The sequence below is a fragment of the Streptomyces sp. NPDC059524 genome (assembly GCF_042749255.1).
Taxonomy (GTDB): Bacteria; Actinomycetota; Actinomycetes; order Streptomycetales; family Streptomycetaceae; genus Streptomyces; species Streptomyces xanthii.
This window is the reverse complement of record NZ_JBHYTK010000142.1, coordinates 1-20,725: the sequence shown is the minus strand read 5'-3', so window position 1 is coordinate 20,725 and position 20,725 is coordinate 1. Positions and strand designations below refer to the sequence as shown.

Below are 20,725 nucleotides of genomic sequence, written 5' to 3'. Positions count from 1 at the left end.
ACACCCATATTCGTGGGCAGCGACTGTTTTTTTTATGACACAGATGTACTGTGCCCAGCTTGATGATCGACAGCAGGGCGATCAGCTGGATCGCGGACGCGGCCAGGGCCTTCGGCCAGGGGAGGTCGTGGGACTTGGAGACCATCGAGGTCAGCAGGGCGCCGGCGGCCAGCCAGGTGGCCCAGCCGAGCAGCTGCACGAACATCTCGTCGCCGCCGAGGAACATGCCGACGACCAGACGCGGGGCGTCCGTCAGGCAGGCGATCAGCATGGACAGGCCGACCGTGGGCTGCCACGCGCCGTCGCCGCCGAGCTGGCGGGCCAGGGTGTGCGTGACGACGCCGAGGATGAAGAAGCTGATCGTGACGGCGACGCCGGTGGTCAGGACGTAGGGGATCGCCGACGACATCGTCGCGTTGATCACGTCCTCGCGGGCTCCGTCGAAGCCGAAGATCGCGAGCAGACCGTAGACGAAGGTCACGACGAGGGCGGGGCCCCACATCGCGTAGTCCCGCATCTGGAGGTACGTCTGGTTGGGGCGCAGGACGACTCCGGAGAGGAGTTCCTTCCAGTGCAGGCGGGGGCCGACGGGGCCCGCCGGGGCCGCGCCCGCCTGGTACGTGGCGCCCTGGTTGTACGGGTCCTCGTGCACCGAGAAGGCCTGCGTGTGGCCCGGGTTGTTCGCCGCGTACGGGTCGTGGCCGCCGCCGCCGAAGTACTCCGGCTCGCCGTGCCCGCCGCCCTGGGGCCACTGCTGCTGAGGCGCCTGCTGCGGTTGCCCGTACGGCTGCTGCGGGTACTGCTGCTGCGGTTGTCCGTACGGGGCGTGCGGGGGGTGCCCTTGCTGCGGCGCTTCGCGGTTGTCCCGGCCGCGTCCGTTCCTGAATCCAGCCACGTAGTCGAACGTACCTGGTTTCGACGGCCCGGTGCCGAGCCCGGGGGACCGGGTCCCGCATTGCGGCTGAGCTGTGACATCCGTTGCCGAGTCCGTAGTCAGGTCTCGGCATCCCGGGCATTTCGGCCCGGAAGGTCCGTCTCGTCACCAGAGCGTGAGGGCTTGGGCTTGAGTACGGTCTCTCGTTTCTGTCTGCCGTTGGTGCGGCAGGGTTGCGCCACCTGCCCGCCCCGGCCCCGCCTTGCGGCGGGTGCGGGTGGTGCGGGTGGTGCGGGTCTTGCGGTCGGCTCCACGAGGCTTCGACACCGGCTGTGCGGTGTCCTGGTCTCCGGCCACTCCGGTACCAGTTACTGCGGTGGCCGCGAGTGCGGCGAGGTTGAGTGCGGCGTTGGCGTCCCGGTCGATGACCAGGCCGCAGGCATCGCATGTGTAGGTCCGGATGTGCAGCGGCAGCTTGGCTTTCACCGCACCGCACCCGGAACAGGTCTTGGAGGAGGGATACCAGCGGTCGGCGGCCAGGACGCGGCAGCCGTTGCGCCGGGACTTGTAGCTGAGCTGGCGGCGGATCTCGCCGAATCCGGCGTCGGCGATCCGGCGGGCCAGGCGATGGTTGCGGAGCATCCCGGCAACATGGAGATCCTCGACCACGACCGTGCCGTACGTGCGGGTGACGGTGGTGGTGAGCTTGTGCAGGGCGTCCGCGCGGAGGTTCGCCACCCGGTGGTGGATCTTGGTCCGCTGGGTGTTGGCCTTCTCCCACCGCTTCGACGGCTTCTGCCCCGTCCTGCGGTCGGGGCCCCGGCGCCGGGACACGGCGCGAGAAGCGCGCCGCAGCTGGGTCAGGGCCTTGTCGTAGTGGCGGGGGTTGGCGACGGTGCGGATCTCGCCGGTGCTGTCGGCCATCACCGCGAGGGTCTTCACGCCGAGATCGATCCCGACCACCGTGTCCGGTCGGATGACGCGCTGGATGTCGCGTTTCACTTCGGTCTGGAAGGACACGAACCATCGGCCGCGTTCGTGGCGGACGGTCGCGGACAGGATCCGCGCCGTCCCACCCCGGATGCGCGCGAGGAGCTTCACCGTGGTTTCGTGGGTGCGGATCGTGCCCAGACGGGGCAGTGTCACATGTCGGCCGTCGGCATCCACGCGGATGGTGCCGGTGGTGAACCGGCAGGCCAGGCGCGCCTTCCGCTTCGACTTGAAGCGCGGCGCACCCATCCGGGCACCCTTGCGTTTGCCGTTCTTGGACTTGGCGTAGTTGTCGAACGCGGCCGACGCGTTCGCGAGCCCGGTGTTGTAGGCCTCCTTGGAGTTCTCTTCCCACCAGTCTGCGAACCGGGGATCGGTGTGCTTGACGACGTTGAACTCCTTGCGCAGCGCGGGCAGCGACCACGGCCGCCACCCGGTCAGTTCCGCATCGGGGACGCCGTACGATGCTTCGGCCCTGCGCTGCCACCAGGGGGCGGTCACCCAGCCCACCGCCCAGTTGTACGCGGCCCGCGCCGCACCACAATGCGAACGCAACACACGCTCCTGGGCGGCGTTCGGGTCCAGAGCAAAGCGATACGCCTGCACCACGAACCCGGACTGCGGCCGAAACCCCTTCATCCCCGGGCCTCGTCGCACGCCTCGCCCCGAACGTGGCGGTGCATCTCCTCTAAGAGCGTCCCCCGACCTGGGAAGTGATCTGTGACCATGCGCCGACCGTAAGACGGGAACCGGCAGATGCTGAGGGGCATTGGCGTCGTCCACCAGAACGAGTGGCGGAGTTTTCCACAACCCGCCAGTTATCCCCAGCACGCCGTACACAGCACCACTCGGGCCGGGTCCTCCGCGGCGACCCCGTCAGTCAAGACGGGGTCGCCCTAGGGGTCACTGGAGGTAGCCGTCCACGGGCGGCTCGGCGATCTTGGTCACGCCGGTGGTGGTGATGCCGCTCGCCGAGCCGGGCAGCCGGAGCGAGCTGACGTTCCCCGAGACCAGCAGGTCGGCCTTGCCGTCGCGGTCGGTGTCCCGCAGCCGCACCAGGTAGCCGAAGAAGTCGTCCTCCGTGAGGGCGCCCGGCACGCCGGAGCTGTTGCGGGCGAACCACTGCGAGCCGGTGCCGGAGAGGCCGCTCGACCGGCCCTTGAGGATGTGGACACCGCCCGCGTACGCGGCGCCGCCGATCTCCTCGCCGTGGACGCCGACGGCGAGGTCCTTGTAGCCGTCTCCGTCGACGTCCCCCGCGGACACCGACCAGCCGAAGTTGTCGTAGCTCTCAGGAGTGCCCGCCACGCCGTCGGAGGACTGGGTGATGCGGGTGCTGGTGGAAGGGCCGGACGAGGAGCCGTTCCAGACGCTGACGCGGCCCTTGTGCTTCGAGTAGAGGGGGGTGCCGATGGCGATGTCGCCGTAGCCGTCCTTGTCGAAGTCGGCGATGACACCGTCGCCGCCGCGGTCGGTGCTGCCCCCGTTGGTGTTCTCGGACTCCAGGCGGAGGCTCTTGCCGGGGGTGAGCGAGCTCGAACCGCCTTTGACGAACCAGGCGTCGGAGGCGATGTACTCGGTGGTGACCACGTCGCCGATGATCACGAGGTCGGTCTTGCCGTCGCCGTCGACCTTTCCGGAGATCAGGGCGGTCGAGTAGAAGGACGTCTCCTTGTCGAGCTTGGTGACGGTCCCGGTGGTGCCGGATCGGGTCAGCGGGCCCCGGTAGACATAGGTGACCGAGCCGTTGACGAGGGCGAGGTCCTGATTGCCGTCGCCGTTGAAGTCGCCGGTGGCCAGGTCCTTGCCCATGGAGTTGTGAGAGTCGGCGTTCTTGTTCGGCAGCGTCGTGCCGGTGGACAGGCCCTTCGGTGAGCCCCAGAGGATGGTCACGGCGCCCTGGTTGACGCCGTAGGAGCCGGCCTCGTGGGGCGCCGAGACGGCGAGGTCGCCGTAGCCGTCCTTGTCGAAGTCGGCTGCCGCGCGGACCTCGCCGAACATGTCGTCGGCCTCGTCGGCGCCCGGTACACCGGTGCTGGCCTGGCTGATGCGCTGGGCGACGGTGGTGCCGGGGCCGCTGGGGGTGCCGAACACGACGGCGACGCTGCCGCCGCGTCCGGCGCTGTAGCTCGCGTACGCGTAGTCGCGGTAGCCGTCGCCGTTGAAGTCGTCGGCGTACTTGGCCGCGGCCGCGTTCGCCGGGGCGGCCGTGAGCGGGGTGAGCAGGGCTGCGGCGAGTGTGGCGCCGAGGGCCAAGGTCAGGGGGCTGGTGCGCAAGGGGCTTCCTGGAGGGGGAGTCGGGGGGGCGGGGCGCGGGGGGGGGGGGGGGCGGGCCCCGGGGGCGGGGGGGGGGGCCGGGGGGGGGGGCGCGCCGCCCCGGGCGGGGGGGCCGGGGGGGCCGGGCGGGGCGGAGGCGGGAGACCGTCAGTTGGCGGCGTTCGCGCCGAACTCCGGGTAGCCGTCCGTGCTGACGCCGGCGGCCGTCGTGGAGATCGAGCGGGCGCCGGTCGTGGTGATCTTGGTGCCGTTGGACGGGAGGTAGGTCAGGGAGCCGTTGAAGTCGTTCTCGCCGAGGGCGCCGATCGTCAGGTCGGACTTGCCGTCGCCGGTGACGTCCGTGAGCTTCACCTCGGAGCCGAAGTAGTCGTACGCCTCGTCGTCGCCGGGGACGCCGGCGGTGGACTGGGCGAAGAACTGGGTGCCCGAGAGCGTGTCGATGCCGTTCGGGGAGCCGTAGAGGACGGTGACCGCGCCGGTGTCGACGACCGAGGGGCTGCCGAGGTTCTCGCCGGAGGCGCCCGCGACCAGGTCCTGGTAGCCGTCGCCGTTGATGTCGCCGAGGGAGACCTCGCCGCCGAACCAGTCGCCGCGCTCGGAGCCGCCGGGGACGTTGCCGGAGTCCTGGGTGACGTTGGTGGTGCCGGCCGGGCCGGTGGCCGAGCCGTACGTGATGTGGACCTGGCCGCCGACCACGGACTCGGGGACGGAGGGAGAGCCGTCCTTCTCCGGGTCCCAGCTCTGGCCGGTGACGATGTCGGCGTAGCCGTCGCCGTTCACGTCGCCGATGCCGGTGATCACGCCGCGCTTGAGCTGCTTGGCGCCGCTCATGGTGAGGCCGGAGGCGGAGCCGGGGACGTAGTAGTTGGTGTTCCAGCCGTATTCGGTGCCGTTCTCGTAGCCGTTGACGATCAGGTCGGTCTTCTTGTCGCCGTTGACGTCGCCGGCGGTGAGGTTGAGCGGGCCCGCGTCGCTGGCGGCGATGACGTTCGGCTTGACTGTGTAACGGCCGCCCGAGGTGCCGGACTTGGTGATGCCGCCCTTGTAGACGTAGACGGCGGCGCCGGTGGAGCCGACCGCGAGGTCTTCGACCCCGTCGCCGTCGAAGTCGCCCGCGGCGAGGGTCTTGCCCCAGCGGTCGTGGGAGGTGACGGCCGGGTCGGGGAGCGTGGTGCCGCCGGTCAGGCCGCCGGCGGACCCCCACAGAATGGTGACCATGCCGCCGTCGGTGTCGCCGTCGATGTCCTCGAAGGAGGCGGACACGGCGAGGTCGTCGAAGCCGTCCTTGTTGAAGTCTCCGTAGGCGCTCATCCAGCCGAAGTGGTCGCCCTTCTCGGCGCCGCCCGGAACGCCCGGCGAGTTCTGGGTGAGGGTGGCGCGCTTGGTGCCGCTGACGCCGGTGGGGGAGCCGTAGAGGGCGACGATCGAGCCGGCCTCCTTGTAGCCCGCGACGGTCGCGTCGCCCGCGGAGAACGCGACGTCGCCGTACCCGTCGCCGTTGAAGTCGGCCTCGTGGTGGTGGACGGAGTCGCCGGCCGTGGCCGTGCCCGTGGCGGTGACGGCGAGGGCGCCGGTGAGGGCCGCGGCGACGGCGGTCGCCGTGAGGAGGTGTCTGTGCTTGGCCATACGTGGCTCCTGCTGCAGGGGATGCCTGGCGGGCATCCGCGACGATGAGGTGCCGGTTTCGCCGTCGTTCACCCGGAGTTGTCCGGGGCATGATCGGCGGTTCGGCGAACAGGAGACTCCTTGTGGGGTGCAAGGGTTGTACGGGGGCGGTGACAATTTGTGTCAGCCGGTGAACACCGTGGTGGAGAAGGCGAGTGCGGCGTCGGGAGAGGCGATGGCGGGCTCGGTGACGCCGCGCAGCACCTCGACCGTGTCGGTGTCGCCGTCCGCCGCGGCCCGTTGCAGGACGAGGTCGTCCTTGCCGTCGCCGTCGAAGTCCGCGACGGCGACGACGTGGCCCTTCACGTCGGGGCCCGACAGGAGCCGGGTGCCGCCGTGCAGCATGCGGACGGGGTCGCCGGCGTCGCCGGAGACGACGAGGTCGGTGCGGCCGTCGCCGTCGAAGTCGCCCGCGTCCAGGGCCGATCCGGTCGGCGCGGGGACCTTCACCGTGCGGCCCGCCGCGCCCTGGGGGCCGTAGAGGGTGATGCCGGTGGTGGTGAGGACCGCCGCGCCGGGGGTCGTGCCGAAGCGGCCGAAGGCCACGTCCTCGCCCGCGGGGTACTTGGCCCCGGGGCGGCCGGGGCCGGTGGGGCCGCCGCGTACGAGGGCGGAGCGGGCGGTGCCGGTGTGGGCGCGGACCAGGACGTCGTCGGCGCCGTCGCCGTCGAGGTCGGAGGCGGGGCCGGCCGGGACGTTGCCGGAGGCCTGGACGAGGCGGGCGGCGCCGCGGGGGGCTCCGGCGCGGGTGAACGGGCCGGGCAGGAAGGTGAGTCGGCCGCCGCTGGCGTGGATGACGAGGTCGCCGTCGCCGTCGTCGTCGAAGTCGCCGCACACGGGCTGGTCGGGCCAGTCGTTGCCGAAGCGGGCCTTGTCCGGGATGCGGAGGGTGACGGCCTTGCCGGAGATGCCGGTGGGGGAGCCGAAGAGGATCTGCACGGGGACGGGGGGCCGGCCCTGGCCGTCGTAGGGCGGGTCGGTGGAGACGACGAGGTCGGAGAAGCCGTCGCGGTTGAGGTCGCAGGCGGCCTCGGAGCTGAACGCGGCCGGGATCTGGCCCTTCGTCGGGGCGGCGTACTCGGCGGGGGAGAGCAGTTGGCGGGTGGCCGGGTCGGGTCCGTGCTTCTCGCGGCCGTAGACGATGCCGATGCCGGGGTCGTCGCCGAGGCCCTTGTGGGCGAGGTCGTCGAGGACGAGGTCGGGGGTGCCGTCGCCGTTGAAGTCGGAGGGGACCTTGCTGCCCTTGCCCTCGGGGATCGGGCGGGTCTGGGTGTGGGCCTTCTTGGCGGCCAGGGCCGAGGGGGCGGTCTTGCCGGCGGAGGCGCCGTCGCCGCCGGAGCAGGCCGTCAGGGGCAGGGTGAGGGCGAGCGCCAGTGCTCCGCTGATGCCGAGTGTCCTGGTTCTCGTGTTCACCGTGTGTCCCCGCCCGCTTTTTTGTGTGTGTGACCGCAACATGATGGCTTTTGACGGGCGGGAGGTTAAGGGGCGGGGGGTGGCTACTGCGTCACGTGGGGCGGGGCCGCGCATGGGTGCGGCCCCGCCCGGCGGTACGGATCAGTCGTCGATGGCGGCTCCGAAGCGGGCGTTCTGGTAGGGGGCGTGGAGGGAACCCGCGCCGTAGGTCCAGGAGCCGGTCGCGGTGACGCCTCCCGATCCCGCGGAGAAGACCCAGATCACGCCGTCGTTCGTGTTCTCGCCCGGCGCGGCGGCGAGGAGCCCGAAGCGGCCGTCGTCGTTGGGGTCGGTGAACGCGACCTGTGCGCCGAACTTGTCCCCCTTCTCGGCGGTGCCCGGCACGTTCGTGGAGTTCTGGTTGAAGTCCTTCACCCCGGTCGCGGTGAGACCGCCGGCGGACCCGCGCAGCACCCAGACCGCGCCCGCGTCGGCGACCGTGCCGATGTCCTCGCCGGACGCGCCGACGGCCAGGTCGGCGAAGCCGTCGCCGTTGGTGTCGCCGACGGAGAGGTCGCTGCCCCAGCCGTCGCCCTTCTCGGCGGTGCCGGGCACTCCGGTGGTGTTCTGCGTCCACCACTCGGGTTCGCCGTAGGGGCCGGTGGCCGAGCCGTAGTGGACGCCGACGAGGCCGCCGGTCATGGTCTCGCCGCCGTCGTCGGGGCTGTGGGGTTCGCCGGTGATCAGGTCGTCCTTGCCGTCGCCGTTGACGTCGCCGGAGGCCACGACGGGGCCGCCGCGCACGGCGAGGATGGGCAGCGGGTCGGCGTCGGAGGCGGTGCCGGGCAGGACGTAGGACCAGCCGTGGCCGGGCTCGGAGCCGACGGAGGTGCCGGAGACGACGAGGTCGGCGAAGCCGTTGGCGTCGTAGTCGCCGGTGGTCAGGGACTTGGGCTGGATGCCTTCCGGTTCGTCCTGGGCAGCGCGGGCGGCGGGCGCGTTCTGGGTGAAGTTGCGCCGTGAGTCGCGGGCGAGGTTCTTGCCGGTGCTGCGGGCGGCGGCGGGGGCCGTCTCGTAGCGGTAGATCGAGAGGCCGACGTTGTCGAGGACGGCGAGGAGGTCGCCGGGGGTCGTGTCGGAGAAGCGTGCGGCGGCGAGCGCGGAGCCGAAGTGGCGTCCGGCGGCGAGCTCGTCGGACTGCAGCCAGGTGCTGTCGGCGCCGGTGAGGCCTCTGGGTGTGCCCCAGAAGACGACGCCGCCGCCGGAGTCGGCGAAGGAGGCGAGGTCCTCGCCGGGCGCGCCGACGATCGCGTCGTCGTAGCCGTCGCCGTCGAGGTCGCCGGTGGCGACGGCCTGGCCGAACGCGTCCCCGGTCTCGGCGCCGCCGGGCACCCCGGTGGTGTCCTGGCTGAACACCGCGGAGCGGGTGGTGCCCATGCCGCCGGAGCCGCCGTACTGGACGGTGACGAGTCCGGCGCCGGTGTGCCCGCCGACGGTGGCGCCGGGCGCGCCGACGAGCACGTCGTCGTAGCCGTCGCCGTTGAAGTCGGTGTTGCGGTCGTTCGCGCGGGTCCCGCCGGGCGTGCCGGCGTACGCGGACGGGGCGGTGGCGATGAACATGCCGCCGAGAAGAAGGAATGACGCCGCTGCGAGGGCGGCCGAACGGTTCTTGCGCACGTGCGGCTCCTGGGCTGACGGAGGGCCGGGCAGCGCGGGGGGACGGCCGGAAAGGGCCCGTTCCTTTTCCGACATACCGTTTGACACGGGATCAACCGGAAGGGTTGTACGGCTCTTACAGCGGCTTTCTTACGACAAAGAGGGCACCCCGTGAATTCACGGGATGCCCTCGATGTCGTACGGGAGTCCGCCTCAGAGGCTGATGTCTCCCGAGTGGCGGCCTACTTGACCGGCTCCGGCTCCGGCGCGTCCTCGGTCTCCGTCTCGCCCGCCGGGTCGGCCGGCGTCTTGACGGAGTCGAGGAGCAGCTGGGCCACGTCCACGACCTGGATGGACTCCTTGGCCTTGCCGTCGTTCTTCTTGCCGTTGACCGAGTCGGTCAGCATGACGAGGCAGAACGGGCAGGCGGTGGAGACGATGTCCGGGTTGAGGGACAGGGCCTCGTCGACGCGCTCGTTGTTGATGCGCTTGCCGATGCGCTCTTCCATCCACATGCGGGCGCCGCCGGCGCCGCAGCAGAAGCCGCGCTCCTTGTGGCGGTGCATCTCCTCGTTGCGCAGGCCCGGGACCTTGCCGATGATCTCGCGCGGGGGCGTGTAGATCTTGTTGTGGCGGCCCAGGTAGCAGGGGTCGTGGTACGTGATGATGCCCTCGACCGGGGTCACGGGGATCAGCTTGCCCTCGTCCACCAGGTGCTGGAGCAGCTGGGTGTGGTGGATGACCTCGTAGTCGCCGCCGATCTGCGGGTACTCGTTGCCGATCGTGTTGAGGCAGTGCGGGCAGGTGGCGACGATCTTCTTGGCGGTGCGGGGCTTCTTGGACTCCTCCGTCACCTTGCCGTCGTCGTCGTACTCCTCGCCGAAGGCCATGTTGAGCGCCATGACGTTCTCCTGGCCGAGCTGCTGGAACAGCGGCTCGTTGCCCAGGCGGCGGGCGGAGTCACCGGTGCACTTCTCGTCGCCGCCCATGATCGCGAACTTGACGCCCGCGATGTTGAGCAGCTCGGCGAAGGCCTTGGTGGTCTTCTTGGCGCGGTCCTCGAGGGCGCCGGCGCAGCCGACCCAGTAGAGGTACTCGACCTCGGTGAGGTCCTCGATGTCCTTGCCGACGACCGGCACCTCGAAGTCGAGCTCCTTGAGCCACTCCAGGCGCTGCTTCTTGGCGAGGCCCCAGGGGTTGCCCTTCTTCTCCAGGTTCTTGAGCATCGTGCCCGCCTCGGACGGGAACGCGGACTCGATCATCACCTGGTAGCGGCGCATGTCGACGATGTGGTCGATGTGCTCGATGTCGACCGGGCACTGCTCGACGCAGGCGCCGCAGGTGGTGCAGGACCACAGGACGTCGGGGTCGATGACGCCGTTCTCCTCGGCGGTGCCGATGAGGGGGCGCTCGGCCTCGGCCAGGGCGGCCGCGGGGACGTCCTTGAGCTGCTCCTCGGTAGCCTTCTCCTCGCCCTCCATGGACTTGCCGCCACCCGCGAGCAGGTAGGGCGCCTTGGCGTGGGCGTGGTCGCGCAGCGACATGATGAGGAGCTTCGGGGAGAGCGGCTTGCCCGTGTTCCAGGCGGGGCACTGCGACTGGCAGCGGCCGCACTCGGTGCAGGTGGAGAAGTCGAGCAGGCCCTTCCAGGAGAAGTGCTCGATCTGCGAGACGCCGTAGACGTCGTCGTCCGAGGGGTCCTCGAAGTCGATCGGCTCGCCCTTGGAGGTCATCGGGAGCAGCTCGCCGAGCGAGGTGTCGCCCTTGGCGTCGCGCTTGAACCAGATGTTCGGGAAGGCCAGGAAGCGGTGCCAGGCGACACCCATGTCGGTCTTCAGGGCGACCGTGATCATCCAGATGAAGGAGGTCGCGATCTTCAGACCGGCGAAGAAGTAGGTGAGGTTCTGGAGCGTGGAGACGTCCAGGCCCTCCAGCGCGTTCACGACGGGGTACGAGATGAAGAACGACGCCTCGTAGCTGTCGACGTGGTGCTGGGCGCCTTCGAGGGCGTGCAGCATGAAGATGCAGACGCCGACGATGAGGATGACGGCCTCGACGAAGTACGCCTGGCCAAAGTTGGAGCCGGCGAAGCGGGACTTGCGGCCCGGCTTGCGCGGGTGGGACAGCTGGCGGATCGCGATGAGGACGACGATGCCCAGGACCGTCATGGTGCCGATGAACTCGACGAAGACGTTGTAGGGCGCCCACTCACCGATGATCGGCAGCAGCCAGTCCGCCTGGAACAGCTGGCCGATGGCGTTGACGATCGTCAGCAGCAGGGAGAAGAAGCCCACCGCCACGAACCAGTGCGCGACACCGACGACGCCCCAGCGGTTCATGCGGGTGTGGCCGAGGAACTCCCTGGCCACGGTGAGGGTGCGCTGTGCGGGATCGTCCGTGCGGGTGCCCTTGGGCACGTTCTGGCCGAGCCGCATGAAGTTGTAGATCTGCAGGAGAGCACGGACGAACAGCGCCGCGCCCACCACGATCAGAACCAGCGACACGATGATCGCGGCGAGTTGCATTGGGGGCTCCTCGGGCCTGCGAGGGGAGGTCTCGTTGTTGACCGACGATTGATTACTAAGCGGTAACTTATGCAGTCCGTCTGAGACTACCCACTTACCCGGTCGCAATGTAGTCGCCAGGGTCGTGATCTGTGTCGCTGAGGTATCACTCAGTGGGCCCGATGGCGGGCTCGGGCTGCGCCGCGCGGTAGATCGTGTTATTCGCCCCATATTTGGACATAACGGATTACCTTAAGTCGGTATCCGGACGGGCGAGCCCCCCGGTGTCATCCCGATACCGCAATCAGTCGAGGGGCCCGATGGACGCGCTCACCTACCTGGTCACCGGCGGCGCGGGCTTCATCGGCTCGCATCTGACGGACGCCCTCCTCGACCGGGGCCACACCGTCGTCGTGCTCGACGACCTCTCCACCGGCGACCGCGCCAACCTCGACCGCGCCTGGCCGCAGCGCGGACTGCGCTTCGTCCGCGGATCCGTCCTCGACGACCGGCTCGTCGACGAGCTCACCGGCCGCTGCGACGTCGTCGTCCACCTCGCCGCCACCGTCGGCGCCCGCGTCGCCGCCCGCCCCCTCGACTCCTTCACCGCGAACGTGCGCGGCACCGAGACCGTCGTCGCCGCCGCCCTGCGCCACCGCCGCCGGCTGCTGCTCGCCTCCACCTCCGAGATCTACGGGAAGAACGGCGCGGGCCCGCTCGCCGAGACCGACGACCGGATCCTCGGCCAGACCACCGTCGCCCGCTGGTCGCACTCCACCGCCAAGGCCGTCGACGAGATCCTCGCCCTCGGCCACCACCGCGAGCACGGACTGCCCGTTACCGTCGCCCGCCTGTTCAACACCGCCGGGCCGCGCCAGGCGCCCGGCTGCGGCGCCGTCGTGCCCACCTTCGCCGCGCAGGCGCTCGCCGGCCGGCCCCTCACCGTCCACGGCGACGGCACCCAGAGACGCTGCCTCGCCCACGTCGACGACGTCACCGAAGCGCTGCTGCGGCTCCTGGACCACCCCGGCGCCGTCGGCGAGGTCGTCAACGTCGGCTGCGGCGAGCCGACCGCCGTCGCCGACCTCGCGGGCCTCGTCGTCGAGCGCGCCGGCTCCCCGTCCGCGCTCCGCTTCGTCCCCCACGACACCGGCGCGCCCGGCGGCGAGGACCCGACCCGGATCCCCGACACCGGCAAACTGCGCGCACTCACCGGCTGGCGGCCCCGCCGTACCCTCGACGACATCGTCGACGCGGCCCTCGCCGACGCGGCCGCCCGCCGGCCCGCCGCACCGCTCGCCGCCGCGGCCCGGGGCTGACGTGCTGTACGGGACCGCCGCCGCGTCGGCCGCACTGCTGCTCACCACCCTGCTGACCGCCGCCCTGCGCCCCCTCGCGCTCGGCCGGCGCCGCCGCCGGGGCGTCGCCCTGCGCGGCGCGCCGCGCGTCGGCGGCCTCGCCCTGCTCACCGTCACCGGGGCGGTCGCCGCCGCCGGAGCCCTGACCGGCACCGTGCCGCTCGACCCCGCCACGACCGCGCTGCTCACCGGCGCCACCGTCGTCGGCCTGCTCGGGCTCGCCGACGGGCTGCGGCCCGGCGGACTCGACGCACGGGTACGGATCGCCGCCGAGGCCGCGGCCGCCACCGTCGTCGTCCACCTGGCCGGGCTCGGGCTGCTCACCGGGGCCCTGGCCGTCCTGTGGATCGTCTTCGTCACCCACGCCTTCCGGCAGCTCGACACCTCCGAGGGCGTCATGGGCACCGTCGGCGTCGTCACCGCGCTCGGCCTGTGCGTGTGCGCGGGCGCCGAAGGGCTCGGCGCGCTCGCGGTGCTCCTCGCGCTGCTCGCCGCCGCGCTCACCGGGCACCTGATGCACGCCTGGCACCCGGCGCGGGCCCGGGCCGGCGGCTGCGGCGCGCTCTACACGGGGTTCCTCGTCGCGGGCGCCGCGCTCTTGGTCAACGCGGAGCACACCGCGCCCGAACCGGCCGCCTCGATGTTCGCGCTCACCGCCCTGCCCGCCGCCGACGCCGTGCTCGCCCTGGTGACCCGGCGCCGGGCCCGCCGCCCCGCGCACCTCGCGCACCGGCTGCGCCGGCTCGGCCTGACCGCGCCCGGCGCGGCCGTCGCCCTGGGCGTCGCGACCGCGCTCACCACCGTCGTCGGCGTGCTGCTGCACCGGGGCGCGCTCGGTCCCGAGGCCGTGTGGTGGCCGGCCGCCGCACTCGCCCTCGCCGTGCTCCTCGCGCTGCGCGACACGAAGGCTTCCGAGGCGGTACGAACCGAAGGGGTACGCACATGAGGACGTTCGGCGGGGCACGGGACCTGGTGCGCCGGCTGGTCCAGGACGAGATCGACCTGGTGCTGGACTCCGGCGCCCACGACGGCGGCTTCGGACGCGCCCTGCGCCGGGCCGGCTACCGCGGCCGCATCGTCTCCTTCGAGCCCTTCGGCGGCCCCCGCGCCGGGGTCCGCAGGGCGGCCTCCCGCGACACGGCCTGGCAGGTGCTCCCGTACGCCCTCGGCGACCGCGACACCCGCTGGACCCGCCGCCTCGACGGCATGTGGGAAGAGGTCGTCGCCCCCGGCGAACGCGTCCTCCTCCAGGTCGACCGCCACCCCGAACTCCCCCAGATCCTCGCCGGCGCGGGCCCCTTCGAGGAGGACCTGACCCTGGTGCGGACGGGGGTCGCGGGAGAGGCGGCGTTCGCGTGAGGATCGCGCTGGTGCACGGGTTCCACGGGCCCGGCGGGCCCGGTGGGGAGAACGCCGCCGTGCTCGACCAGGCCGCCGCGCTCGTCCGCGCCGGGCACGACGTGCACCTCGTCGTCACCGCCGCGGGCGGACCGCTGCACGCGGCGCCGCGACGCCGCGCACCCTGCCCGGTCACCGTCGTCACCGGGCAGGGCCGCGGCCCGCTGAGCGCGCTGCGGGCCCTCGCCCCCGACGTCACCCACATCCACCACGCCCCGCCCGGCGCCGGACGCGCCTGGGCCGCCGACTGGACCGGCCCGCTCGTCGCCACCCTGCGCGACACCCGCCCCCAGGGTGGCGCCGGCGGCGTCCTGCACCGGCTCGCCGCGCTGCCGCAGGCCCGCGCCGCCCGCGCCGCCCGCGACCCGCTGCTGCGCCGCGCCGACCGGCTCGTCGTCCGCTCCGAACCGGCCCGCGACCAGTACCTGCGCGCCGGGGTGCCGCTGCGGCGCCTCGCCCTGATCCCCGACTTCGCGCCCGCCGCGCCGACCGTGCCGGACGCCCCCGAAGGGCCCTGGACCTACGTGGGCCGGCTCGCCCCGGAGGCCGGGATCCTCGACCTGCTGCGCCGCTGGCCCGAGGGCCGACGCCTCGACGTGCTGGGCGCGGGGCCGCTCGAAGGGGCCTGCCGCGCCGCGGCCCCCGCCTCCGTACGGTTTTCGGGTCCGGTCGGGCGGGGCGGGCTGCGGGCCGGACTCGTGGGGCGGCGCGGGCTCGTCGTGCCCGGGCGCGGGGCGCAGGACCTGCCCGTCTGTTACGCGGAGGCGCTGGCCGCGGGGGTGCCCGTGCTGGCCGTGGGGGGTGCGGCGGTGCCGCGGGCCGTCCGGGCCGAGGGGACGGGGACGGTGGCCTCCTGGACCGCTCCGCTGGGCTCCGCCCTGGACGTGGCCGAGCGCCTGTTCCCGGGATTGTCCGCGCACTGCCGCGCCGTCCACAGCGAGTCCTACGCGCCCGAGCCCTGGCTCGACCGGGTGGCCCATGTGTACGCCGCCGCCATCCAGCACGGTCCTTCTGGTCTCGTACGCGGCTAGGGGTGGGTGGGGCCTGGTCGCGCCCCGCGGCGGAGCCGCTGATCGATACAGCCCCGCGCCCCTGAAATGCAGACCCTTCGGGTCGCATTTCCCCGAGGCGCAAGCGCCCGATGAGATCGCGCACGAAGTGCGCATCTCAGGGGCGCGGGGAACTGCGCGACCAGCCCCCCACCGGCCCGCACCCGGCAACGCTCAGGGAGAGGCCCCCCGGTGGCCGCGCCCCCGGGTGCGACCAGCCCGCAGTGCCGCCAAGACGTACGGCGCCACGATCAACCCCGGCGCCCGGACCCCCGCATGCCGCACGCAGTACACCGCCCAGGGCCACACGGGCCGCTCCGCCTCGGACGCGACCCGCCGCAGCGCCTCCCGCACCCCGATCCCCGGCTCCGAGGACGCGGGCCGCCCGGAACCGCCCCCGGCCCACTCCCCGACGGTTCGCGGAGCCACGTACGCCGCGACCCCGGCCCGCCGCGCCCGCAGCCCGTGATCGTGATCCCCCATCCCGTGCCGGAACACCTTGTCGATGTCCCCGACCCGCTCCCGTACCGCCCACGGCACCAGCACCACGTCCCCGTCGTACGTGGCACAGCGCTCGGGCGCCCCAGTCGGCTCGACCAGGGCGAGCGCGGGCGGCCCGGACCGCCCCGACCGCACGGTGACCCCCGCGCGGGCGACCGCCCCGACGACGATCGCCGCGTCGTCGAAGCGCCGCGCGGTCGCGAGGAGCTCCGCGAGCGCCCCGGCCCGCAGCCGCACCCCGACGCCGAGCCAGAGCTGGTGCGTCGGCTCGGGAAGTCCCGCCGCGCGGCTGTTGCGGCTGGCGAGGCGCATGCCGTGGCTCCAGTAGACGTCGGGCCCGGCCTCGGCGACCTGGACGCCGGGGTGCGCGCGGCGGACGGCCTCGGCGGTGCCGTCGCGGGACCCCGCGTCGACGAGATGGACCCGCACGCGCGTGCCGGCCGGCAGCCCGGTCTGCGCGGCGAGGGCGTCGAGGGCGGCGAGCGTCGAGGCGCGGCGGTCGCGGCAGGTCATCAGTACGGCTACCTGGGGCGGCTGCGACTCCATAAGGGATATTAGGTACATAAGGGCACCGGGACGAGTCCAACTCCCGCCCCCTCGCGGCGCGTCGGCAATCTGCTTGCCCATAAGGGCTGAATAAAAGTTGAGCGGGCTCGACTCAGGTCTGTTGACGGGGAGGGGTGGGGTGGTGCACCCTTGAGCCAGTTCCACTCAAGTAGTCAGCTGGAGGAATCGAAATGGCACGTGCGGTCGGCATCGACCTGGGCACGACTAACTCCGTCGTCAGCGTTCTCGAAGGCGGCGAGCCCACCGTCATCACGAACGCGGAGGGCGCCAGGACCACGCCGTCCGTCGTCGCCTTCGCGAAGAACGGCGAGGTGCTGGTCGGCGAGGTCGCCAAGCGCCAGGCGGTCACGAACGTGGACCGGACGGTCCGCTCGGTCAAGCGCCACATGGGCACTGACTGGAAGATCAACCTGGACGGCAAGGACTTCAACCCGCAGCAGATGAGCGCCTTCATCCTGCAGAAGCTGAAGCGGGACGCCGAGGCCTACCTGGGCGAGAAGGTCACCGACGCGGTCATCACCGTCCCGGCGTACTTCAACGACTCGGAGCGTCAGGCGACGAAGGAGGCCGGCGAGATCGCGGGCCTGAACGTCCTGCGCATCGTCAACGAGCCGACGGCCGCCGCCCTGGCCTACGGCCTCGACAAGGACGACCAGACCATCCTGGTCTTCGACCTCGGTGGCGGTACGTTCGACGTCTCGCTGCTGGAGATCGGCGACGGTGTCGTCGAGGTGAAGGCCACCAACGGTGACAACCACCTCGGTGGTGACGACTGGGACCAGCGCGTCGTCGACTACCTGGTCAAGCAGTTCAACAACGGCCACGGCGTGGACCTCTCCAAGGACAAGATGGCGCTCCAGCGCCTGCGCGAGGCGGCCGAGAAGGCCAAGATCGAGCTGTCCTCCTCCACGGAGACCACGATCAACCTGCCCTACATCACGGCGTCCGCCGAGGGCCCGCTGCACCTGGACGAGAAGCTCACGCGCGCCCAGTTCCAGCAGCTCACGTCCGACCTGCTGGAGCGCTGCAAGACGCCGTTCCACAACGTCATCAAGGACGCGGGCATCCAGCTCTCCGAGATCGACCACGTCGTTCTCGTCGGTGGCTCGACCCGTATGCCGGCCGTCGCCGAGCTCGTCAAGGAACTGACGGGCGGCAACGAGGCCAACAAGGGCGTGAACCCGGACGAGGTCGTCGCCATCGGCGCCGCCCTGCAGGCCGGTGTCCTCAAGGGTGAGGTCAAGGACGTCCTGCTCCTCGACGTGACCCCGCTGTCGCTTGGTATCGAGACCAAGGGCGGCATCATGACGAAGCTCATCGAGCGGAACACGACGATCCCGACCAAGCGGTCCGAGATCTTCACCACCGCCGAGGACAACCAGCCGTCCGTCCAGATCCAGGTCTACCAGGGCGAGCGCGAGATCGCGGCGTACAACAAGAAGCTCGGGATGTTCGAGCTGACCGGTCTGCCGCCGGCCCCGCGCGGCGTCCCGCAGATCGAGGTCGCCTTCGACATCGACGCCAACGGCATCATGCACGTGACCGCGAAGGACCTCGGCACGGGCAAGGAGCAGAAGATGACCGTCACCGGTGGCTCCTCGCTGCCGAAGGACGAGGTCAACCGGATGCGCGAAGAGGCCGAGAAGTACGCGGAGGAGGACCACGCCCGCCGCGAGGCCGCCGAGTCGCGCAACCAGGGCGAGCAGCTCGTCTACCAGACGGAGAAGTTCCTCAAGGACAACGAGGACAAGGTTCCGGGTGACGTGAAGACCGAGGTCGAGTCCGCCGTCGCCGAGCTGAAGGAGAAGCTCAAGGGCGAGGACACGGCCGAGATCCGCACCGCCACCGAGAAGGTCGCCGCCGTCTCGCAGAAGCTGGGCCAGGCCATGTACGCCGACGCCCAGGGCGCCCAGGCCGCCGGCGGTCCCGAGGGCGACGCCCCGCAGGGTGACGCCAAGGCCGACGACGACGTCGTCGACGCCGAGATCGTCGACGAGGACCGCAAGGACGGTGCCGCGTGACGGAGGAGACCCCGGGCTTCGAGGAGAACGAGAAGCCTGACGTCCCCTCCGGCGCCGACGACGCCGAGCCGAAGTCCGCTCCCTCCGACAAGGAGGGGGCGGCCCCGGCCGGGGACTCAGCTTCCGCTTCGTCCGCAGGTGATGTGGCCCTCACGGCACAGCTGGACCAGGTGCGCACCGCCCTCGGCGAGCGCACCGCCGACCTCCAGCGCCTGCAGGCCGAGTACCAGAACTACCGGCGCCGCGTGGAGCGGGACCGCGTCACGGTCAAGGAGATCGCCGTCGCGAACCTCCTGTCCGAGCTGCTTCCCGTCCTCGACGACGTCGGCCGCGCCCGTGAGCACGGCGAGCTGGTCGGCGGCTTCAAGTCCGTCGCCGAGTCGCTGGAGACGGTCGTGGCGAAGATGGGCCTGCAGCAGTTCGGCAAGGAGGGCGAGCCCTTCGACCCGACCGTGCACGAGGCCCTGATGCACAGCTACGCGCCGGACGTCACCGAGACGACCTGCGTGGCGATCCTGCAGCCGGGTTACCGGATCGGCGAGCGCACCATCCGCCCCGCGCGGGTGGCCGTGGCCGAGCCGCAGCCGGGCGCGCAGGGCAAGTCCGACGAGGCCTCCGACCAGGATGCCGAGAAGGACGACGGTGGCCCGGACAAGGGCTGACGTACACACGCGCAACGGAATGAGTGAGGAGGGACGTCGGGGCCGATGAGCACCAAGGACTTCATCGAGAAGGACTACTACAAGGTCCTCGGCGTCCCCAAGGACGCCACGGACGCCGAGATCAAGAAGGCGTACCGCAAGCTGGCGCGCGAGAACCACCCCGACGCCAACAAGGGCAACCCCAAGGCGGAGGAGCGCTTCAAGGAGATCTCCGAGGCGAACGACATCCTCGGCGACGCCAAGAAGCGCAAGGAGTACGACGAGGCGCGTGCCCTGTTCGGCAACGGCGGGTTCCGTGCGGGACCCGGCGGCGCCGGCGGCGGCACGTTCAACTTCGACCTGGGCGACCTCTTCGGAGGCGGCGCCCAGGGCCAGAGTCAGGGCCAGGGTGGTTTCGGCGGCGGCATCGGCGACGTCTTCGGCGGCCTGTTCAACCGGGGCGGCGCGGGCACGGGCACCCGTACCCAGCCGCGCCGGGGCCAGGACATCGAGTCCGAGGTGACGCTCAGCTTCACCGAGGCGGTGGACGGGGCCACGGTGCCTCTCCGCATGTCGTCCCAGGCCCCCTGCAAGGCGTGCTCCGGCACCGGCGACAAGAACGGCACGCCGCGCGTGTGCCCGACCTGCGTCGGCACCGGGCAGGTCTCGCGGGGCGGCGGTGGCGGCTTCTCCCTCACCGACCCGTGTGTGGACTGCAAGGGGCGCGGCCTCATCGCCGAGACCCCCTGCGAGGTCTGCAAGGGCTCCGGTCGCGCCAAGTCCTCCCGCACCATGCAGGTGCGCATCCCCGCCGGGGTCTCCGACGGGCAGCGCATCCGCCTGCGCGGCAAGGGTGCTCCCGGTGAGCGCGGCGGCCCGGCCGGCGACCTGTACGTCGTCGTCCACGTCGACGCCCACCCCGTCTTCGGCCGCAAGGGCGACAACCTCACGGTGACCGTCCCCGTCACGTTCACCGAGGCCGCCCTCGGCGGCGAGGTCAAGGTCCCGACCCTCGGCGGCCCGTCCGTCACCCTGAAGCTGCCCCCGGGCACGCCGAACGGGCGGACGATGCGGGCCCGCGGCAAGGGCGCCGTCCGCAAGGACGGCACGCGCGGAGACCTGCTGGTCACGGTCGAGGTCGCGGTTCCCAAGGACCAGGACCTGACCGACGAGGCCCGTTCGGCCCTCGAGTCGTACGCCAAGGCGACTGAGGACACGGACGTGCGGGCAGAACTGTTCCAGGCGGCGAAGGGAGCCTGAGCCAGATGGACGGCCGTCGACGAAGCAACCCGTACGAACTGACCGACGAGACACCGGTGTACGTGATCTCGGTGGCGGCCCAGCTGTCCGGCCTGCACCCGCAGACCCTGCGCCAGTACGACCGCCTCGGCCTCGTCTCGCCCGACCGCACGGCCGGGCGGGGCCGCCGCTACTCGGCCCGCGACATCGAACTGCTGCGCACCGTCCAGCAGTTGTCGCAGCAAGAGGGCATCAACCTGGCCGGCATCAAGCGCATCATCGAGCTGGAGAACCAGGTCGCCGCGCTCCAGTCCCGCGTCGCGGAGCTCTCCGCCGCGGTGGAGGGCGCCGCGGCGGCCATGCAGCAGCGCGAGGCAGCGGTCCACGCCTCGTACCGCCGCGACCTGGTCCCGTACCAGGAGGTCCAGCAGACCAGCGCGCTGGTGGTCTGGCGCCCGAAGCGCCCGAAGGACTGACCCACGTCAAGGCCGTGGGGGGCGGGGGCGCCCCCGCGGGGCGCGGCGCGCGCCGGGGGGCCCCGGGGTGTGGTGGCCCTCCGGCGCCCGCAGCGGGCGGGACTCCGGGCTGCCGGG

16 protein-coding genes are annotated in these 20,725 nt (G+C 71.9%); 8 read left to right on the top strand and 8 right to left on the bottom strand.

Annotated elements, in window-relative coordinates; genetic code table 11:
* The 7 genes from ACFW9D_RS30240 to ACFW9D_RS30210 form a co-directional block, all read right to left on the bottom strand.
* Nucleotides 1–895, bottom strand: an 895-nt coding sequence (locus ACFW9D_RS30240) for a Yip1 family protein (protein WP_384627100.1), incomplete at its 3' end; no start/stop codon positions are given.
* Between the two features lie 144 nt (nucleotides 896–1,039).
* Nucleotides 1,040–2,473: an IS607 family element RNA-guided endonuclease TnpB gene (gene tnpB / locus ACFW9D_RS30235; protein WP_384627097.1), complete on the bottom strand. Its 1,434-nt coding sequence runs from the start codon at nucleotides 2,471–2,473 to the stop codon at nucleotides 1,040–1,042.
* Nucleotides 2,474–2,767: 294 nt separating this feature from the next.
* Entirely contained in the window at nucleotides 2,768–4,141 is a 1,374-nt protein-coding gene (locus ACFW9D_RS30230; RefSeq protein ID WP_384627094.1) for an FG-GAP-like repeat-containing protein, read from the bottom strand.
* Between the two features lie 147 nt (nucleotides 4,142–4,288).
* Nucleotides 4,289–5,767, bottom strand: a complete 1,479-nt coding sequence (locus ACFW9D_RS30225) for a VCBS repeat-containing protein (protein WP_384627091.1) — start codon at nucleotides 5,765–5,767, stop codon at nucleotides 4,289–4,291.
* Between the two features lie 162 nt (nucleotides 5,768–5,929).
* The gene (locus tag ACFW9D_RS30220; protein ID WP_384627088.1) at nucleotides 5,930–7,219 is read right to left on the bottom strand and encodes an FG-GAP repeat domain-containing protein; all 1,290 of its coding nucleotides are present in this window, start codon (nucleotides 7,217–7,219) and stop codon (nucleotides 5,930–5,932) included.
* A gap of 141 nt (nucleotides 7,220–7,360) precedes the next feature.
* A complete protein-coding gene (locus tag ACFW9D_RS30215; protein ID WP_384627085.1) occupies nucleotides 7,361–8,875 on the bottom strand; it encodes an esterase in 1,515 nt (504 codons plus the stop codon).
* 221 nt (nucleotides 8,876–9,096) lie between these two features.
* Complete coding sequence (locus tag ACFW9D_RS30210) at nucleotides 9,097–11,379, bottom strand: (Fe-S)-binding protein (protein WP_384627082.1); 2,283 nt, start codon at nucleotides 11,377–11,379, stop codon at nucleotides 9,097–9,099.
* A gap of 299 nt (nucleotides 11,380–11,678) precedes the next feature.
* Between ACFW9D_RS30210 and ACFW9D_RS30205 the strand changes: the two genes are divergently transcribed.
* From ACFW9D_RS30205 to ACFW9D_RS30190, 4 genes are read left to right on the top strand one after another with little or no spacing between them, the layout of a single operon-like run.
* On the top strand, nucleotides 11,679–12,677 hold the full coding sequence (locus ACFW9D_RS30205) for an NAD-dependent epimerase/dehydratase family protein (RefSeq protein ID WP_384627079.1): 999 nt from the start codon (nucleotides 11,679–11,681) through the stop codon (nucleotides 12,675–12,677).
* A 1-nt stretch (nucleotide 12,678) separates the two neighbouring features.
* Nucleotides 12,679–13,662 (top strand): MraY family glycosyltransferase, encoded by a 984-nt coding sequence (locus tag ACFW9D_RS30200; RefSeq protein WP_384627076.1) that lies wholly within the window; start codon nucleotides 12,679–12,681, stop codon nucleotides 13,660–13,662.
* Nucleotides 13,659–14,075 carry a hypothetical protein gene (locus ACFW9D_RS30195; protein ID WP_188338108.1) on the top strand — a complete coding sequence of 139 codons (417 nt, stop codon included), beginning with the start codon at nucleotides 13,659–13,661 and terminating at the stop codon, nucleotides 14,073–14,075. The genes ACFW9D_RS30200 and ACFW9D_RS30195 overlap by 4 nt, the downstream gene beginning before the upstream one ends.
* Nucleotides 14,072–15,145 (top strand): glycosyltransferase, encoded by a 1,074-nt coding sequence (locus ACFW9D_RS30190; RefSeq protein WP_384627072.1) that lies wholly within the window; start codon nucleotides 14,072–14,074, stop codon nucleotides 15,143–15,145. The genes ACFW9D_RS30195 and ACFW9D_RS30190 overlap by 4 nt, the downstream gene beginning before the upstream one ends.
* A gap of 192 nt (nucleotides 15,146–15,337) precedes the next feature.
* Here the strand turns inward: ACFW9D_RS30190 and ACFW9D_RS30185 are convergent, their stop codons facing one another.
* Complete coding sequence (locus tag ACFW9D_RS30185; RefSeq protein ID WP_384627069.1) at nucleotides 15,338–16,228, bottom strand: glycosyltransferase family 2 protein; 891 nt, start codon at nucleotides 16,226–16,228, stop codon at nucleotides 15,338–15,340.
* Between the two features lie 173 nt (nucleotides 16,229–16,401).
* Here ACFW9D_RS30185 and dnaK point away from each other — a divergent pair, with 173 nt between their 5' ends.
* The 4 genes from dnaK to ACFW9D_RS30165 are packed head-to-tail and all read left to right on the top strand — an operon-like array spanning nucleotide 16,402 to nucleotide 20,608.
* Nucleotides 16,402–18,252, top strand: coding sequence for a molecular chaperone DnaK (gene dnaK, locus ACFW9D_RS30180; RefSeq protein WP_188338111.1), 1,851 nt, complete (start codon nucleotides 16,402–16,404; stop codon nucleotides 18,250–18,252).
* Nucleotides 18,249–18,914, top strand: a complete 666-nt coding sequence (gene grpE / locus ACFW9D_RS30175) for a nucleotide exchange factor GrpE (protein ID WP_384627066.1) — start codon at nucleotides 18,249–18,251, stop codon at nucleotides 18,912–18,914. The genes dnaK and grpE overlap by 4 nt, the downstream gene beginning before the upstream one ends.
* Nucleotides 18,915–18,959: 45 nt before the next feature.
* On the top strand, nucleotides 18,960–20,153 hold the full coding sequence (gene dnaJ, locus ACFW9D_RS30170; RefSeq protein ID WP_188338113.1) for a molecular chaperone DnaJ: 1,194 nt from the start codon (nucleotides 18,960–18,962) through the stop codon (nucleotides 20,151–20,153).
* A gap of 5 nt (nucleotides 20,154–20,158) precedes the next feature.
* On the top strand, nucleotides 20,159–20,608 hold the full coding sequence (locus ACFW9D_RS30165) for a heat shock protein transcriptional repressor HspR (protein ID WP_188338114.1): 450 nt from the start codon (nucleotides 20,159–20,161) through the stop codon (nucleotides 20,606–20,608).
* Nucleotides 20,609–20,725 lie beyond the last annotated feature (117 nt).

What these genes read in the sequence shown, in the direction of transcription:
- ACFW9D_RS30225 (WP_384627091.1), bottom strand. Translation starts at nt 5,767, where the DNA reads ATGGCCAAGCACAGACACCTCCTCACGGCGACCGCCGTCGCCGCGGCC.
- ACFW9D_RS30210 (WP_384627082.1), bottom strand. Translation starts at nt 11,379, where the DNA reads ATGCAACTCGCCGCGATCATCGTGTCGCTGGTTCTGATCGTGGTGGGC.
- ACFW9D_RS30205 (WP_384627079.1), top strand. Translation starts at nt 11,679, where the DNA reads ATGGACGCGCTCACCTACCTGGTCACCGGCGGCGCGGGCTTCATCGGC.
- ACFW9D_RS30195 (WP_188338108.1), top strand. Translation starts at nt 13,659, where the DNA reads ATGAGGACGTTCGGCGGGGCACGGGACCTGGTGCGCCGGCTGGTCCAG.
- ACFW9D_RS30185 (WP_384627069.1), bottom strand. Translation starts at nt 16,228, where the DNA reads ATGTACCTAATATCCCTTATGGAGTCGCAGCCGCCCCAGGTAGCCGTA.
- dnaK (WP_188338111.1), top strand. Translation starts at nt 16,402, where the DNA reads ATGGCACGTGCGGTCGGCATCGACCTGGGCACGACTAACTCCGTCGTC.
- dnaJ (WP_188338113.1), top strand. Translation starts at nt 18,960, where the DNA reads ATGAGCACCAAGGACTTCATCGAGAAGGACTACTACAAGGTCCTCGGC.
- ACFW9D_RS30165 (WP_188338114.1), top strand. Translation starts at nt 20,159, where the DNA reads ATGGACGGCCGTCGACGAAGCAACCCGTACGAACTGACCGACGAGACA.